The organism is Streptomyces zagrosensis, assembly GCF_014203645.1.
Taxonomy (GTDB): domain Bacteria; phylum Actinomycetota; class Actinomycetes; order Streptomycetales; family Streptomycetaceae; genus Streptomyces; species Streptomyces zagrosensis.
The window spans coordinates 609473-623766 of sequence record NZ_JACHJL010000002.1 but is presented as its reverse complement, the minus strand read 5'-3'; the positions used below and the strand labels follow the sequence as shown (position 1 = coordinate 623766).

Genomic DNA, 14294 nt, shown 5'->3' with positions numbered 1-14294 from the left:
AAACACGACGACGGGACCCAGCGGGGGCGCAGGGCCAGTCGGTGGCGCGTCGGCAGGCGTGAGATCCGCTACACACGGCCGTCCAACCAGGCCGTTTCGCGCTGTGGCGGCTACGCGGCCTGGCTCAGCTCCGGGTCCTCGCGGAGCTTGCCGAGGGCCCGTGAGACGGCGCTCTTCACGGTGCCTATCGAGACGCCAAGCACCTCGGCGGTCTGCGCCTCGCTCAGGTCCTCGTAATACCGCAGAACGACCATGGCCCGCTGCCGGTCCGGAAGCCGCACGATCGCGCGCCACATCGCGTCCCGCAGCACCTGCTGCTCGGCCGGGTCGGGCGCCGGGACCGGGTCGGGCTCGGGCAGGTCCTCGCAGCTGAACTCGTCCACCTTGCGCTTGCGCCACTGCGAGGTTCGGGTGTTCACCAAGGCCCGGCGGACGTAGCCGTCGAGCGCCCGGTGATCCTCTATCCGTTCCCACGCCAGGTATGTCTTGGTGAGCGCCGTCTGGAGCAGGTCTTCCGCATCGCTCGGGTTCGCGGTCAGCGAGCGAGCGGTACGCAGCAGCACCGGGCCGCGTGCCCGTACGTACGACGTGAACGACGGGAACACAACAGTGACAGCAGTGGATGCGCTGTTGCACACAGGCGTGGTCATGGCTTCAACGCTAGAAGCGCAGCCACTCCCGCGGATCGGCCGCAGGTGCCGAAACGGGGTCCGCCTCTGGTCGTACGGGTGACGCTGGCACCACCTCCTTCGGGCGGAGAGTTCTCAGGGTCTTTCAGGGTTTCTCTGCGGGGCGCTCTCCGGGTTCCCATCCGCCCCGGCGTGCGCTCGCGCACCATCCGGCGCCCCAACACCCTCATCCTCGAGTAGGACTCCAGGCGGATCGACGTCGGCACGGACATGCGTCCCAAGGCCGGTACGGGCCTACGCACTGGGGCCGATTCCGCCCTACGCGCCCGGGCCGCCACCCCGTGTCAGGGGCGGCGACCTGCGCTGGCCTGGGCCGGGGCCAGAACCGCCGAGCATCAGAGGCAGGCGCGAGGGCTCAGCGGATGATCGCGACGGGGGCGTCCATCTTGTTGCGGTCAATGGTGAGCTTGCGGCCCCCGTGTTGTTCGGTGACGTCGCCCGCGTACTGGTGGATGCGCCGATGCGGATGCCACGCCCGCCGGTCCAGCCACTTCTCACCGTACAACGAGGGGCGTACGCGCCAGCGAGCGAACCACATCACCTCCGGCAGATCCCGCTCCCCCGCCCTCCGGGACTGCTCCAGGTGTCGTACGCCGGAGTTGGCGCTGCTGTAGAAGCCCGGCACATAGCCGCGTTGGCGCACCTCGCGGCTCCAGGAGCGTACGAAGGCCAACGTGGTCCGCGCGCAACCGTGGTGCCGAAAGCGATACGCCTCCATATCGAGGTAGAGCGCACTGCCCCTGAGCATGCCCAGGCCCCCCGCCCGCTGGACCGCGTCCCGTGCCTCCTGTCGCCCTGCCGCCCAGGCGCTGCCCTTGATCCTGTACGGCTGCTTGGACTTCGCGATGACACACGGCGACTGCGAGCCCACGTACACCGGCAGGACCCGCCACCCCAGCTGCTTGGCCTCGCGCAGCCAGCCCTTGTCGAGGTGCTGCTGCTTCTTACAGTGCCGACCGCGCCCCGCGTAGTAGACGCCGACCGCACGGTAGGGAGAGGCACGCCAGGCGCGCATCGTGCTGATGGGCGGCGCCTGGCACCTATCGAAGGCCCACCCCCGGAAGATCTGTCGCTTGGCCGCCCCGCCCGCCGCCCCCGTATCCGGCTCAGCTTGCGGCTCAGCGTTCTGTTTCGCGTGCGGCTCCGCTGCCGGGCGCCGTTCGGAGGGCGCGGCCGAGGCAGCCGGGGCTGCTTCGGCGGGGACAGGGGGAGGCGGGGCTTCCCCCGCCGCGCGCCCGTGGCCCCGCTCCTCCGCCACGGACATCGGACCGGCCACCAGCACCCCACACAGCGAGGCGAGCGCCGTCAGCAACCCGACCGTGCGCCCAACAAAGCGTCGATGCTGTCGAGACGCAGGTCGCCGGAGGGGCCCGACCGGCCAACTGCGCCGAGCACGCCACGGCCGCGCTCCGTGCCCACGTGTGCAATACGTTCGTCGCATAAAACGAGTGAAGGCATCCGTCCCCTCGCCCCGCCCGCAGACACGCCTACTGTTCAGCCGTCTGCGCCCAGGAGCAGCCCGAATGGAGGAAGCCCAGCCCGTCACCTGGGGTGCGCCGGAGCTTCCGCCAGCGGCCTCGACGACCTACGGCGAGACGAGCGCGCGAGTACGGGACGGGTACGGGCGCGCAACAGCCGCGCGGCGGGCCCCGGGGGGGGCACCGCCGCACGACCGATCACCTCAGTTCAGCCTCATGACATCACCACAGCGGGCCAAAGCTCACATTGGTGTTGTACTGGCTGATCGGGGCAAGCCCCGAGCCGACGATGCTCGCATCGTTGGTGTTGTTTGTGGCCCCTGACCCGGTGGTGACTTGCTGCTTCGTGGACGGGTTGCCGAGGTTGAGACCTCCCACCCCGCTCCCGATCAGCGCCGGAGCAGGCTCGTTCGACTCGGCGTGTGAGTGGCCGGCCGCGATGGGAACGCTGTCCGCCTGAGCCACCCCACCCAGGAAGACGATGGCCAGCGGAAGCGCGGCGACGGCGGCGAGGATGCGTGCGGTGCGGGTGCTTGCCATGTCAATTCCTCCAGGAACTACAGGGGTTGGACGAGACTCAAGGTGGCGGGCCCACCACCTCGACTTATCGACGTCGCGACTTCAGAGTTGCCCACCACATCCGCACCGCACCACGCAATAGCCCTCGATTCCCCCGCAAGCATGAGGATTTATCGCTAAACCCACCCACCACAACTGGTCTGCCGTCGCCCCGTCAAACCCTGAGCCCGGCCGCCCGTTTGCCCTCATCCACCCTCGTACATCCCAACCACCCCACGGCTCGAAGCGCTCCTGCCCGCCACCTCGACCACGCGCCATGCCCCCGGCGCACGCCGGGCTCACGAGCTGCGCGTGAGTCCAACTCCGCAGCACCTCACCCCGGCACCGAACACGGTCCCGCACTCATCACTCGTACGAGTACCGCAATGTGTGTCCACGCCCCGGGCCCCCGCCGGCCCACCACGATGGGCGACCCGGACCGCGCCAGGAGACTCCCGTGAGCGAAGTGCGAACACCCCCGCAGTGCCCCGGCTGCGGCACCCGCCCCCTGTGGAAGGACACGAGCACGGCCAGGGCCGGCACGGAAGACCGATGGCTCTGGTACTGCACGACATGCCTCCGCAAGTACCGCCCAACCGGCGACCACAAGCGGACGTTCACCTGACAACTCATCCCTCAACAGGCCGCATACGGCGACAAGTTGTCAGCACACCCGTGCCGAGGAAGGGCGTGGACCGTGCCCGGCACAACGCCGCATCGATCCCACGTGGCGCCCAAGGGCACCGCGGACAACACCTGCTCGGACCGCTCCCGCGCAAGCGGGGGGTGGTCGGCCGCAACGACCACCCTCCGATGTTGAGGCATGGCCCTCACCGACTCACGTGAGAGCAAAAGCAACCGGGCACCGCGCATCGGGCATCGGGCGTCGGGCACCGGGCACCGCGCATCGGGCAGAACGATGAACGTCAGCGCGTCCTCAAGCGCGGCCAGGTGTCCGGCCATCTGATCAGCCAACCCCGCGGCACTCATCTGCCGGTCCATCGTCCGCAGCAGCTTTGTCTGGTCCATGAACGTCTTCACCATGGGGCTGGCCCCGCGGAGCGGGCCGAGTCAATGCGATCCAACAACACGCCCAACGCAGGATGGGGTCCCTCTCGCTGAGAGGCACCCCATCTGACCTGCACACACGCTGACCTGCTGCGGAGGCTGAGGGATTTGAACCCTCGGTGACATCGCTGCCACGACGGTTTTCAAGACCGTTCCCTTAGGCCGCTCGGGCAAGCCTCCCGTGCCCCGCCTACCTGTTGCGGAGCGCCTACAGCCTAGCGGCTCTTCAGCCTTGGTCGTCGCCCCGGCCCGAGGGCGTGGCTGGGCCGGGGCGTGGGGTGGGGTGTTAGCTGTCGCCCTCGCGTTGGCCCAGGGTGACCTGGGTCGTTGACTCCTTGCCGCCCCTGGTGAAGGTGATCGTGACCTTGTCTCCCGGTTGGTGGGTCCAGATCTCGCTGATCAGCGTGGGGCCGCTGTCCACCACCGTGTCGTCCAGCTTGGTGATCACATCGCCGGGCCGCAGTCCCGCCTTGTCCGCCGGGCCGCCCTCGGTGATCGGGTCGGCGCTCCCCTCGCCCTTGCGGGAGATGGTCGCACCGGCGCCGGTGTCCTTCATGTTCACCGTGGCTTCGATCACCGGGTAGACCGGCTTCCCCGTCTTCATCAGTTGCTCGGCGACCTGCTTGGCCTGGTTGATCGGGATGGCGAAGCCGAGGCCGATGCTGCCCGACTGCTGGCCCTGGCCACCGAAGCCACCGCCGCCGCCACTGCTCGCGGGCTGGATCGCGGAGTTGACGCCGATCACCGCGCCGCTGTCGTTGAGCAGCGGGCCGCCGGAGTTGCCCGGGTTGATGGATGCGTCGGTTTGTAGCGCGCTCATGTACGACGCCGAGCTTCCGCCACCGTCGCTGGAGGCGACCGGGCGCTTCTTGGCGCTGACGATGCCGGTCGTGACGGTGCCGGACAGCCCGAAGGGTGCGCCGATCGCCACCGTCGCGTCACCGACCTCGACCTTTTCCGAGTCGGCGAGCGGCAGCGGGGTCAGCTTGCCGGGCGCGTCCTTCAGCTTGAGCACGGCAATGTCGTAGCCCTCGGCTCGGCCGACGACCTCGGCCCGGTACTTCTTGCCGTTGGAGAACGTGACCCTCAGTTCACCGCTGTCCGCGGCCGATGCCACCACGTGGTTGTTGGTGAGGATGTGGCCCTGCTGGTCGTAGACGAAGCCGGTGCCGGTGCCGCCCTCACCGCTGGTGCTCTGCGCCTCTATGGTGACCACGCTCGGCAGCGTCTTGTCCGCGATGGCCGAAACGGAACCGGGGGCGCGGCTGTTGGCCTTGGAGTCGCCGGTGACGGCGGAGACGGTGGTGGAGCCGCCATCGTCTTCCCGGTCGGCGGCCCAGAAACCGATGCCGCCGCCGATGCCGCCCGCGACGAGCACCGCGGCCAGGACGGCGGCCACTATGCCACCGCGCTTCCGCCGCGACGGGTGCGGACCAGGCAGCGGGGCCACGCCCCACGGCGATCCGGGGCCGCCGGGGCCGCCAGAAGCACTGCCACCGCCGGTCGGGCCGCCTCCCTCTCCGTGCGGTTGGCCGCCGCCGGCCGCCCACCATCCGCCGCTCCCCGGGGCGCCCGCACCGGCTCCGCCGTCCGCTGCTCCGCCATCCGCTGGTCCGGGGGCCGCGGGAGCTCCCGCGGCGTATACGGGCTCGGCCGGGGCCGTACGCACCGCGTCCACCGGAGCGGCAGGCGCCGGGGCCTCCTTTGGAGGCGCGAGTCCGTAGTCAGGGGTGGGGGCCTCGGCACCGGGCGCGGTGTTCGACGCTGGAGGCGCCGTGCGCGGCTCGGTTTCGGGCGGAACAGCAGCGCCTTCGTGTTCCGTGCTCACAGCTCACTCCTCAGATGCACGACATTTTGGTCAGGTGGCGGACGGCCATCGCGTACGAAGGTCTGCCAACAGCCTTTCCCACGGCTTGTCAGGACACCGTAAGGAGCGGCAGACCACTCGCGGAGAGCAGCAGTCCTCCGTAAACCTCCGCCGACCACCCATTCCATCCGCAACAGAAACGGACGAAGTGGGCAAGTCCCCAGCAGGGACCGTGGCCGCCGAGGCGGCGCGCGCCGGGCGGTGGCACCATAACGCGGTGACCTATGCGCGCCCGGCCCGGGACATTCACTCCGACCCGCACAGCCCGTTCGTCGTCGCCCATCGAGGGGCCTCCGATGAGGAGCCCGAGCACACCCTGTCCGCCTATCGACGTGCCATCGAGGACGGCGCCGACGCCCTTGAATGTGATGTGCGGCTGACCGCGGATGGGCATCTGGTCTGCGTACACGATCGGCGCGTCAACCGTACGTCCAACGGTCGGGGTGCGGTCTCCAGCCTCGAACTCTCCGACCTCGCCACCCTCGACTTCGGCTCCTGGAAGGGTCAGGCCGCCGATGCCGAGTTGCCGGACCGGGACAGCACCTCTGTCCTCACCCTAGAGCGGCTGCTGGAACTTGTCGCTGACGCGGGCCGGCCAATCGGTCTTGCCATCGAGACCAAACACCCCACGCGCTGGGCCGGGCAGGTCGAGGACCGGCTGCTGGCGCTGCTGCGCCGGTTCGGCCTGGATGGTGGCCCGCCAGGGGGTGACGGGCCGGCGCCGGTACGGGTCATGAGCTTCTCGGCACGCTCCCTGCATCGGGTGCACGCGGGGGCGCCCGCGTTGCCCACCGTCTACCTCATGCAGTTCATCTCGCCCCGACACCGCGACGGACGGCTGCCCGCCGGCGTGGGCATCGCGGGCCCGAGCGTACGCATCGTCCGCAACCACCCCGGCTATATCGCTCGGTTGCACCGCGCGGGGCACCGAGTGCACGTATGGACAGTGAACGAGCCGGAGGACGTCGATCTGTGCGTACGACTCGGGGTCGAGGCAATCATCACCAATCGCCCGAAACAGGTACTTTCCCAACTCGGCCGTAGGTAACGCCCACGGCAAGGAGTGCGCCGGCGCATTCAGCGGGTACGCGCAGGTAACGAATACGTCGCCTGATCGCGGTTGGCCGGTTTCCGATCCACTTCCTCCGGGCATTCATCCCGTGGCATGGGGCAAAGGAGGTCCGGGGGTGGCGTTGGTGGTGGCGCAGGAAGTGCCGACGTCGTCAACTATGTGCGTGCCCCATGGCCCTATGGGCGTGGGCGAGGCTCGGCACCGGATGCGCGGAGAACTGCGCTCCAGCGGAGTGCCAGAGCCGGTCATAGACGACGCCGTATTGATCCTTTCCGAATTGCTCAGCAACGCGTGCCGACACGGCCGCCCGCTGAGTACCGATGACGACGGCGACGGGGCCGCGGGGGCGGGTTGGGGCACAGGTGACGGCGGGATGCGCGCGGCGTGGCGCGTTGATCGCCACGGCAGGCTGACGGTCGAAGCGACCGACGGCGGAGGCCCGACAAGACCACTTCCAGCCACCCCTTCGGTGACGGCCCGTGGCGGCCGGGGCCTGAACATCATTACCGCACTTGCCGAAGAGTGGGGCGTACAGGATGGGTACGGAGAAGTCACCGTATGGGCAATCTTGTCCACCCGGCCCCAGACCAATGGCTTGTCCTCTCGCGTCGTCCTCACCCCTGAGCTGCGCTGCGCCACGCCGGGGCTCGACGAGTGGGAAGCGCTCGACGGCTTGGAGAGCCTGGAAGAGTTGAACGGCCTCGGGGGCCTGGGCGAACTGGACGGCAAGGCGTAATTCCCCACGTGAGAGCGCCGGTGCGGCTTACGGGAACATCGGCGCCTTCCCCGGGAGCGCCGGTGCGTGCCCCGGGCGACCTTGCGTGTGCGCTGGCGGCTCCGCGCGGGGAAAGGGCTAGGCTCGCGACGTGTAGGAGCCGTACCGACCGGGAGACAGCCACACCATGGCCAAGAAGCGCCGCCCCCAAACGAAGGCCGAGCCCCAGGGCGCTGCCGCCGATGTCACCTACCCCGTGGTGGGTGCCCGCGAGCCCTGCCCATGCAACTCGGGCCGGCGCTACAAGGCGTGCCATGGCCGGGCCGCCGCGCATGCGGTGACCGAACTGGTGCAGCGTCCGTTCGAGGGGTTGCCCGGTGAGCCGGACTGGGTGGCCCTGCGCGAACTCGTGCCCGCGGCGACCGTCGAGCTGCACCTCAAGGGCGGGCTGCCGGAGGGCGTTCCCTCGGTCACCCTTGCGACCGTGCTGCCCATGGCCTGGCCCGCGTTGCGCCGGGACAACGGCGCCGTCCTGCTCGGCCTGCAAAACGACACCTCGTCCGGCGACCTCAGTCGGGACCTCGCCCACACCCTGCGGCGCGCGCTGGAGGCTGAGCCGGGCACGCCCGTCGCGGCCGGCGATACTCTGGACGGCGGCTGGGCCCCGGCCGATGGCCCGCGGCTTCAGGATCTTCTCGATCCGCAGGGCGCGTTCGAGCCGGTGGTGCACGAGGGGTTCGAGTTTTGGATCGAGGACGCCGAGAACGCGACCGGTGAGGTGGCCGCTTCCCTGGAGCGGGCCAACGACGCCGCCATCCCGACCGTGCGGCTCACCGGTGTTGAGTCGGCGTACTGGTGTGAGACCCCGGACAAGAACCACCTGCGCTGGGTGATGACCCACCCGGAGGAGAAGCTCCTCGACGCGCTCGCCCGGCTGCACGCGGCCGGTGCGTCCTCGCTTGCCGAGGGCACGCGGCTGGTTGGCTCGTTCCGCGCGCACGGCCTGACCGTACCGGTGTGGGATCTGCCGACCGCGATGCGAGCGGACGATGTGGAAAAGCCCGCCGCGGCCTTCGCGGAGCGGCTCGCCGACGCACTTGCCAACGACACCCCGCTGACGGCCGACGAACGGCGCGCACGCAGCGGGCTCACCAACCGCCAGGTCACCCTCAGCTGACTCGCGCACCCCACGACACGCCACGACACCCCACGACACTCCATGGCGTCCCGCGGTTCGCGGGGCGCCATGGCGTAGGTCCAACGCTCCGCTCGCTTTGGCCCCGGAACCCGTACTGACAGGCGGTGTGCGCCACCTTCGGTGTGGTCGTTTGCATGACCGTTCGTATGCCTGTTTGTCGTACGGGGAGAAGGCCGTTTGTCTGGCCGCACCGTGTGGTTGTTTCCAGCAGGGCGCACAGGTCCACGGAATGGCCTCATCCGCTTACTTGGAAGGTTCGCCCGACTTCCCCGGTTTTCCTTCACTTCACCCAGCGTTGAAGGCCGAACGGAGATATGGCCGTGCTGAGCGGAACGGGTCCGTTCGTACGATCCGGACGAATTTTAGTACGGCCCGGACTATGACTCTGACGGTCCCTGGCCGTCTCCGACTATCTAAGTCTGCGCCTATGTACGCACCGAAGTCACAGCGCAGCACATGCGACCCTCCCTCCATTCACCGAGCGACGCCGCACGGCGCCGCAACCCGGCGCCATGGTTCAGCAACGTCGCTGACTCCCGTACGACCCCACCGCAGGTCGCGGCGCGCGCATCCCGCCCCAGCGGCACGCGAACGGCTGCGGGGTAGCGGGCCAGCAACCCGGCGAACGACCACCGGGCCCGCCCGAGTGCCCCGGGTCGGGCAATCGCAGGGGCCCATGGGCACCGCGTCGCGGGCTGTCACCTGCTCAGTCCAGCCCAGCCCAGTTCGACCGCAAGAAAGCGCAGGCGATTGCGGTGTGGTGGTGGCGCGGTCAGGGCGCGGTCCACGCGTGCTGAGGGTCCGCTCATCGCACAGTCGAGGTGTGGTTGAGGTGCGGTCGGCGCGCGATGGGGATGCGGTGGTCGCGTCAGATGAGGTGCGCTCGGTGCGGGTATGGCCGCCGATTGCCGGGGATAGCGGAGATAGGGCGGACAACGTACGGCGAGAGATGCAGTGCGATCACAAAGCGTCCCCGTTGGGGCGCATACGGATGATCTCCAGGCGATCGAGGGACGTGATGCTGCTCACAACTCCCGGTATTAGCCAGGAAATACGCGTCTTGAAATCCGCGATGGAATTTGCGAACGGCCGATCTCTTGTTACCGTTCTAGGAGCCCGGTCGCTGGTGCATCCCCCGTCGCCAGCGACCGGGCGCTTCCATGCCCGACTGACCCCCCGACTGACCCACGGTGCCGGGGGAAGGTCAACCGGGTTAACCGCATCTCCGGCTCGGCTATTCCGCCCTAGTGGCTGACTGCTCCGCAGGCCGAGGAGTTGCCTCTCCAGCGCGACACAGCCGGCCTCCCAGCGCGGCACGGCCGGCCCCCTCCAGCGCGGCGCAGCCGCCCATTAGCCGAGGCCGCTGCCCACTTCGCCACCTCACCCGCGCGAGGTGCGCCGGCCCCTGGCTTCGCGTCAGACGCCCCCACCGTCCGCCCCGCAGGGGCCCACACCGCCGGCACGGCCCCACGGCAGCCGCACGCCGCCGCACGCCTGCCCAGCGCCGCTTCACGGCCCCTTTACGGCCCGGCCACCAGGACCAGTGGCCAGCGGGCCACGAATGGACCACGAGCGGGCCCCGGCAGGCACCGAACGGGCGTGGCACAACCACAGGTGACCGCCGCCGTCGCCAACAGCTCCACCGCGCCCTGCCCTCCAAAACCCTGCGCGGCGTCCGCCATCGCCGTACGGCCCGCATCGCGCCTGGTCCGCCGCGAATGAGGCCAACTGGACGTACGGGCTCGGGCCTGACCCGCATCGGCCGCCACTCCTCAAAACGCCAGGAAGAACCGCCTGTTCAGCACCCCATCCGCTGCCCTGCGTAGCGCCTCGCGTCCTTCGCCAGGCCAGAGCCCGGCCGATGCGAGGTGCTCCTGACGTCACGCACGGGGGCGGTGGGCCTACCGGGCTCGGGCTGATCTCGTACGCGGCGCGCGGGCGTGGCCATGGGTGCAGGGTCTGCCTGCCACACCCACAGGAGTCACTCGAACCACTTAAGCCACAATCACGGGTGGCTGGAGGGGCGATATTGAGCCAGTACGCGTGCGTTGGAAGCGGGAGTCGGCGACCTCAGCGTGGCGCGATCGCGCTTGTACTCTCCGTGATCCTCTGCGTCCAACTTCGGGCCGCACGCCGGCGCACCGGCACCGCGCCTGTCGCCCGGGCCGAAGTCCCGGCAACCGTACGCAGGACCACGTACCCGTAGGACGACGGGGCGGCACGGCGACGGGGGCACGGGCCGCCGCCGCTCGACGGGCCTTCAGTACGCGAGTTTGCTGCTGCTCCCACCGGGGGCGTTGGCGCTCGCCTCGACCAAGGCGTCGGCCACCGTGCCGACCTGTGGCAGCCATGGGCGCGTTGTGCCACGTTCGGCCGGGCGCGGGGCGCGCTCCCAGCGGACCCCACCGGTGCCGACCCGAGACGGCGGCAGGGCCACATAGCCGCCCTCCCCGTGGAAGCGCAGCGAACTGGGCACCCAATCCTGGTTGTGCAGCAGCTCGCCGAGTTCCTCAAGGGAGTACGGGGCGACCAGCAGCGACCACCGGGTGGGGGTCGCGACCACCGGGCCGATGGCGATCCGGGCCCGATCGAGTGCCGCGACCGCGCGCGCTCCGGCGACGGCGGGCAGGCTGACCGCGCACGGCGCTGCGTTGCCGGTCGCCAAAATGATTGGTGCGGTGGGCCGGTTGGTCCACCACCAGCGCACCATCCTGGCGTCGGCGGTGGCGGCGAGTAGACCCGGGTCGAAGGGGTGCGCACCGGGCACCACGCAGTCAGGATGCGGGCAACCGCACTCTCCGGGCCTGCCACCTGGTGGGATGCCGACGCCGGGAAGGATCGGCCAGCGCCACTCGGTGGCGCAGGTAAGCGCTGCGCCGAGCAACGCCGTCTTCCTGCCGCGCCGCATCGAGAACTTGCGTCGCCTTCCGAGGATCTCGCGCATGAGCGCTCGTTCCTTTCCGTGAACGCCGAGGGCTGCGGACTGCCGTCTAAGGCAGCGGACGTTTCATTTCCATAGCGCCGTATGACATCGATGCGACGCATGGCACTGCGATGGCACTGATCGCACGGTGGCGCTACCGGACACTTCTGACACTTCTCGCACTACGGACGCTGCGGCTACTTCGCAGCATCGCTTCGCTTCGCTTACGCGGCACGGCTTCGAACTGACGCCGTCGATCACATTTCGTGAAACTCACGGCACCGCATGTGCCGGGGGCGTGCTCTCCCCAGCGTGCTACATGGGGAGTCCCTAGCGGCCGAGCGTGGAACGTGGCGAGGGGTGGCGTGCGCATGGCGCTTGCCGGCTCGTACTCAGTGTGCGTCCCCCGCCACTGCTGAGGGTGGGCTCGACCGTCATCGATGAAGACGCTCGGACCCGCCACGGGGTTCCGGGTCTACCCAACTACCCCCGCCCTTCAACAAGTGCATACCCGCCGAAGTGGGTATGACGCGCTGCCGGCTGACGCCATCCGACCGCAATTTGACAGCTCGATGGGCATTTTCCAGACAACTTAGATTCGCCACAGACACCAACAACCCCACCGGCGCAGTGCTAGACATCGCCTCGCGGGTGCGTGTACATGTGGAGCATTCATAGCGACGCAACACGCAATGGGGGTTTGCGATGCTATTGAGAAGAATGCCCCTGCCTTCTGATCCCATGCTGTGGGTCGATAAAATGCCCCAAATCGCAATAGAGCTGGGCGCACCCCTCGGCGAACTCCAGTGCGTCCGCAATGTGCTGCTAGTCAGGACAGAGAGCGGTCAACCGTGAGCGTGCACCGCCTCCCGAAAGTGGCTGGAATCGATTCTCCCGTTCCCGCCCACTCGCACACTTCTGCGCTCTCTCCCTCCCCATCGGCCTCTGCAAGCCCTTCTTCCTTCGCCTCTTCCGGGCCCTGCGGCGCCCCCGCCACGGCACAAGAGTCAGCCACAGCACACCCCACGGGGCCGTTGGCCGCCGAGCCCCCTGCCGCCACCCCGTACACCGCCGTGCAGGACCGGCTCGCGCGCTGGGTCGCGGACCTCAGCAGCCTCCACGAGCTCACCGAGCGGCTTGCGCACGCGACCACGCTCGATGACGCGCTGCGCGAACTGCTGCGCGCCGGTGCCGCACTCGTCGGCGCGCAGCGCGGAATGGTCGCCATCGAACCCCCCGATGGGCTCGGCCCCGACCTGACCATCGGCCTTGGTCTAGGCCACGCCGAGCTAGGTCACATCGAGACCATCCCGCGCGCCGCCGGGTCGATCGGCCGCCTCCTGGACGGGTTGCCCGAACGTGCCGACGTCCCGCGCGGAGCCAACGAGCGCCCATCCAGGGCCTACGGGCGTCCACGCGGCGCCGCCAAGCGAGGGGACGAGACCGACGAGCGAGCAGGCGTAAGCCATGGCCAGTGCTCTGGTGCGGCCGGGCGGCGGGTCGTGGACGAGGTCGCCCATCCCGACCTCGCCAACGAGGACGACCTTGACCCCCGGCACAGGGAGGTGGCCGCCCGACTCGGCTATGCCGCCAGCTACGCCGTACCGCTGGAAGTGCGCGGGCAGTCGCCGGCTTTGCCGTACGGCGAAGCCGGCCCCGGCGCACCGCGGGGCCGGATCGGAGCCGTCGTCTGGCTTTACGACGAGCCCACCGAGCCCACCGAGCGGCAGCGGCGTCTGGTCGGCCTGTACTGCCGGTACGCAGCCGAACGCATGGCCCGCCACCTGGAACTGCACCGGTCCCGCCGCGCTCTGGTCGCCCTGCGCGAAGAGTTGCTGCCCGGTCGGCTGCCCCGGGTGCCTGGCGTACGGCTCGCGGCGCGGCACCATACCGGCCCGTGCGGTGGGGGCGACTGGTACGACGCGTTGGCGCTGCCCGATGGCGCGCTCGGCCTCAGCGTCGGTGGGGTCACCGGTGGCGGCCCGAGCGCCGTCGCGGCGATGGGACGGCTACGGGCCGCACTGCGGGCGTACGCGGTGCTGGAGGGTGAGGACCCGGTCGCCGTACTCTCCGACCTCGAACTCCTGCTGCGCCTCACCGAGCCCGCCCGCGCCGCGACCGCGCTCTTCGCCTACTGCGAGCCGGCCCATCGGTCGGTGTTCATCGCCGGGGCAGGGCACTGCCCGCCGCTGCTCATCGGCGAGGAGCGCACCACGTACGTGGAGACCTCGCTGTCCGCGCCGCTCGGCATGCTCGCCTGCTGGGAAGCGCCCAGCGTCGGCGTGAAGCCGGGTCCCGGCGAGACGCTGCTGCTATACAGCGACGGACTGCTGCATCGCGCCGGCGTCCCGATGGACCGGGCGTTCGCGCAGTTGCACGCGGCGGCGGCGAGCGTTCCGAAGTCCGCACGGCACGATCCGGACGCGGTGGTCGATCACATCTGGCGGACGGTGCTCCCCGCGGGCCGCGGCCCGGACCCATCGAACACTGACGTCGCCACCGCCACCGCCGGCACTGCCACCGCCGCCACCGCCACCGCCGGGATCGCCAACACCCACAAGAACACCGGCTTTGGTACTGGTGACAAGGACATCGTGTTGCTGGCGGCCCGGTTCGACTAGGGCCCGACCAAAGGCCCGGTCACCGGCCGGGCACCCACGGTTGCCTCCGGCCCAGCCACCGTTTTCGGCCCTCTCATCTGCGATGCATCACTCTCCTCCGGACTA

General features: G+C 69.7%; 11 protein-coding genes and 1 tRNA gene. 5 read left to right on the top strand and 7 right to left on the bottom strand.

Annotation, left to right across the window (positions count from 1 at the left end; all coding sequences use genetic code 11):
• Positions 1-110 precede the first annotated feature (110 nt).
• The 3 genes from FHS42_RS06260 to FHS42_RS06250 form a co-directional block, all read right to left on the bottom strand.
• The gene (locus FHS42_RS06260) at positions 111-650 is read right to left on the bottom strand and encodes a SigE family RNA polymerase sigma factor (RefSeq protein WP_184569524.1); all 540 of its coding nucleotides are present in this window, start codon (positions 648-650) and stop codon (positions 111-113) included.
• Between the two features lie 394 nt (positions 651-1044).
• Entirely contained in the window at positions 1045-1704 is a 660-nt protein-coding gene (locus tag FHS42_RS06255; protein ID WP_312866742.1) for a DUF1906 domain-containing protein, read from the bottom strand.
• Between the two features lie 685 nt (positions 1705-2389).
• A complete protein-coding gene (locus tag FHS42_RS06250; RefSeq protein WP_184569520.1) occupies positions 2390-2707 on the bottom strand; it encodes a hypothetical protein in 318 nt (105 codons plus the stop codon).
• 475 nt (positions 2708-3182) lie between these two features.
• Here FHS42_RS06250 and FHS42_RS06245 point away from each other — a divergent pair, with 475 nt between their 5' ends.
• Entirely contained in the window at positions 3183-3350 is a 168-nt protein-coding gene (locus FHS42_RS06245; protein WP_184569865.1) for a hypothetical protein, read from the top strand.
• A gap of 11 nt (positions 3351-3361) precedes the next feature.
• Here the strand turns inward: FHS42_RS06245 and FHS42_RS39025 are convergent, their stop codons facing one another.
• The 3 genes from FHS42_RS39025 to FHS42_RS06230 form a co-directional block, all read right to left on the bottom strand.
• Positions 3362-3754, bottom strand: coding sequence for a hypothetical protein (locus FHS42_RS39025; protein WP_376772530.1), 393 nt, complete (start codon positions 3752-3754; stop codon positions 3362-3364).
• Between the two features lie 132 nt (positions 3755-3886).
• Positions 3887-3973: transfer RNA gene (locus FHS42_RS06235), tRNA-Ser, on the bottom strand.
• A gap of 106 nt (positions 3974-4079) precedes the next feature.
• Complete coding sequence (locus tag FHS42_RS06230; protein WP_184569518.1) at positions 4080-5621, bottom strand: S1C family serine protease; 1542 nt, start codon at positions 5619-5621, stop codon at positions 4080-4082.
• Positions 5622-5877: 256 nt separating this feature from the next.
• Here FHS42_RS06230 and FHS42_RS06225 point away from each other — a divergent pair, with 256 nt between their 5' ends.
• The 3 genes from FHS42_RS06225 to FHS42_RS06215 all read left to right on the top strand — a co-directional run bounded on the left by FHS42_RS06225 (position 5878) and on the right by FHS42_RS06215 (position 8624).
• Complete coding sequence (locus FHS42_RS06225) at positions 5878-6708, top strand: glycerophosphodiester phosphodiesterase (RefSeq protein WP_184569516.1); 831 nt, start codon at positions 5878-5880, stop codon at positions 6706-6708.
• A gap of 139 nt (positions 6709-6847) precedes the next feature.
• Positions 6848-7468, top strand: a complete 621-nt coding sequence (locus tag FHS42_RS06220; protein ID WP_184569514.1) for an ATP-binding protein — start codon at positions 6848-6850, stop codon at positions 7466-7468.
• A gap of 166 nt (positions 7469-7634) precedes the next feature.
• Complete coding sequence (locus FHS42_RS06215) at positions 7635-8624, top strand: DUF5926 family protein (protein WP_184569512.1); 990 nt, start codon at positions 7635-7637, stop codon at positions 8622-8624.
• A gap of 2281 nt (positions 8625-10905) precedes the next feature.
• On the opposite strand, the gene FHS42_RS06210 is transcribed toward FHS42_RS06215, so the two are convergent.
• Entirely contained in the window at positions 10906-11589 is a 684-nt protein-coding gene (locus FHS42_RS06210) for a bifunctional DNA primase/polymerase (protein ID WP_184569510.1), read from the bottom strand.
• An 854-nt stretch (positions 11590-12443) separates the two neighbouring features.
• On the opposite strand from FHS42_RS06210, the gene FHS42_RS06205 reads away from it, so the two are divergent.
• A complete protein-coding gene (locus FHS42_RS06205) occupies positions 12444-14189 on the top strand; it encodes a PP2C family protein-serine/threonine phosphatase (protein ID WP_376772529.1) in 1746 nt (581 codons plus the stop codon).
• Positions 14190-14294: the final 105 nt, after the last annotated feature.

Coding starts and splice junctions, on each gene's coding strand:
- FHS42_RS06260 (WP_184569524.1), bottom strand. CDS start 650: ATGACCACGCCTGTGTGCAACAGCGCATCCACTGCTGTCACTGTTGTG.
- FHS42_RS06255 (WP_312866742.1), bottom strand. CDS start 1,704: ATGCGCGCCTGGCGTGCCTCTCCCTACCGTGCGGTCGGCGTCTACTAC.
- FHS42_RS06250 (WP_184569520.1), bottom strand. CDS start 2,707: ATGGCAAGCACCCGCACCGCACGCATCCTCGCCGCCGTCGCCGCGCTT.
- FHS42_RS39025 (WP_376772530.1), bottom strand. CDS start 3,754: ATGGACCAGACAAAGCTGCTGCGGACGATGGACCGGCAGATGAGTGCC.
- FHS42_RS06215 (WP_184569512.1), top strand. CDS start 7,635: ATGGCCAAGAAGCGCCGCCCCCAAACGAAGGCCGAGCCCCAGGGCGCT.
- FHS42_RS06210 (WP_184569510.1), bottom strand. CDS start 11,589: ATGCGCGAGATCCTCGGAAGGCGACGCAAGTTCTCGATGCGGCGCGGC.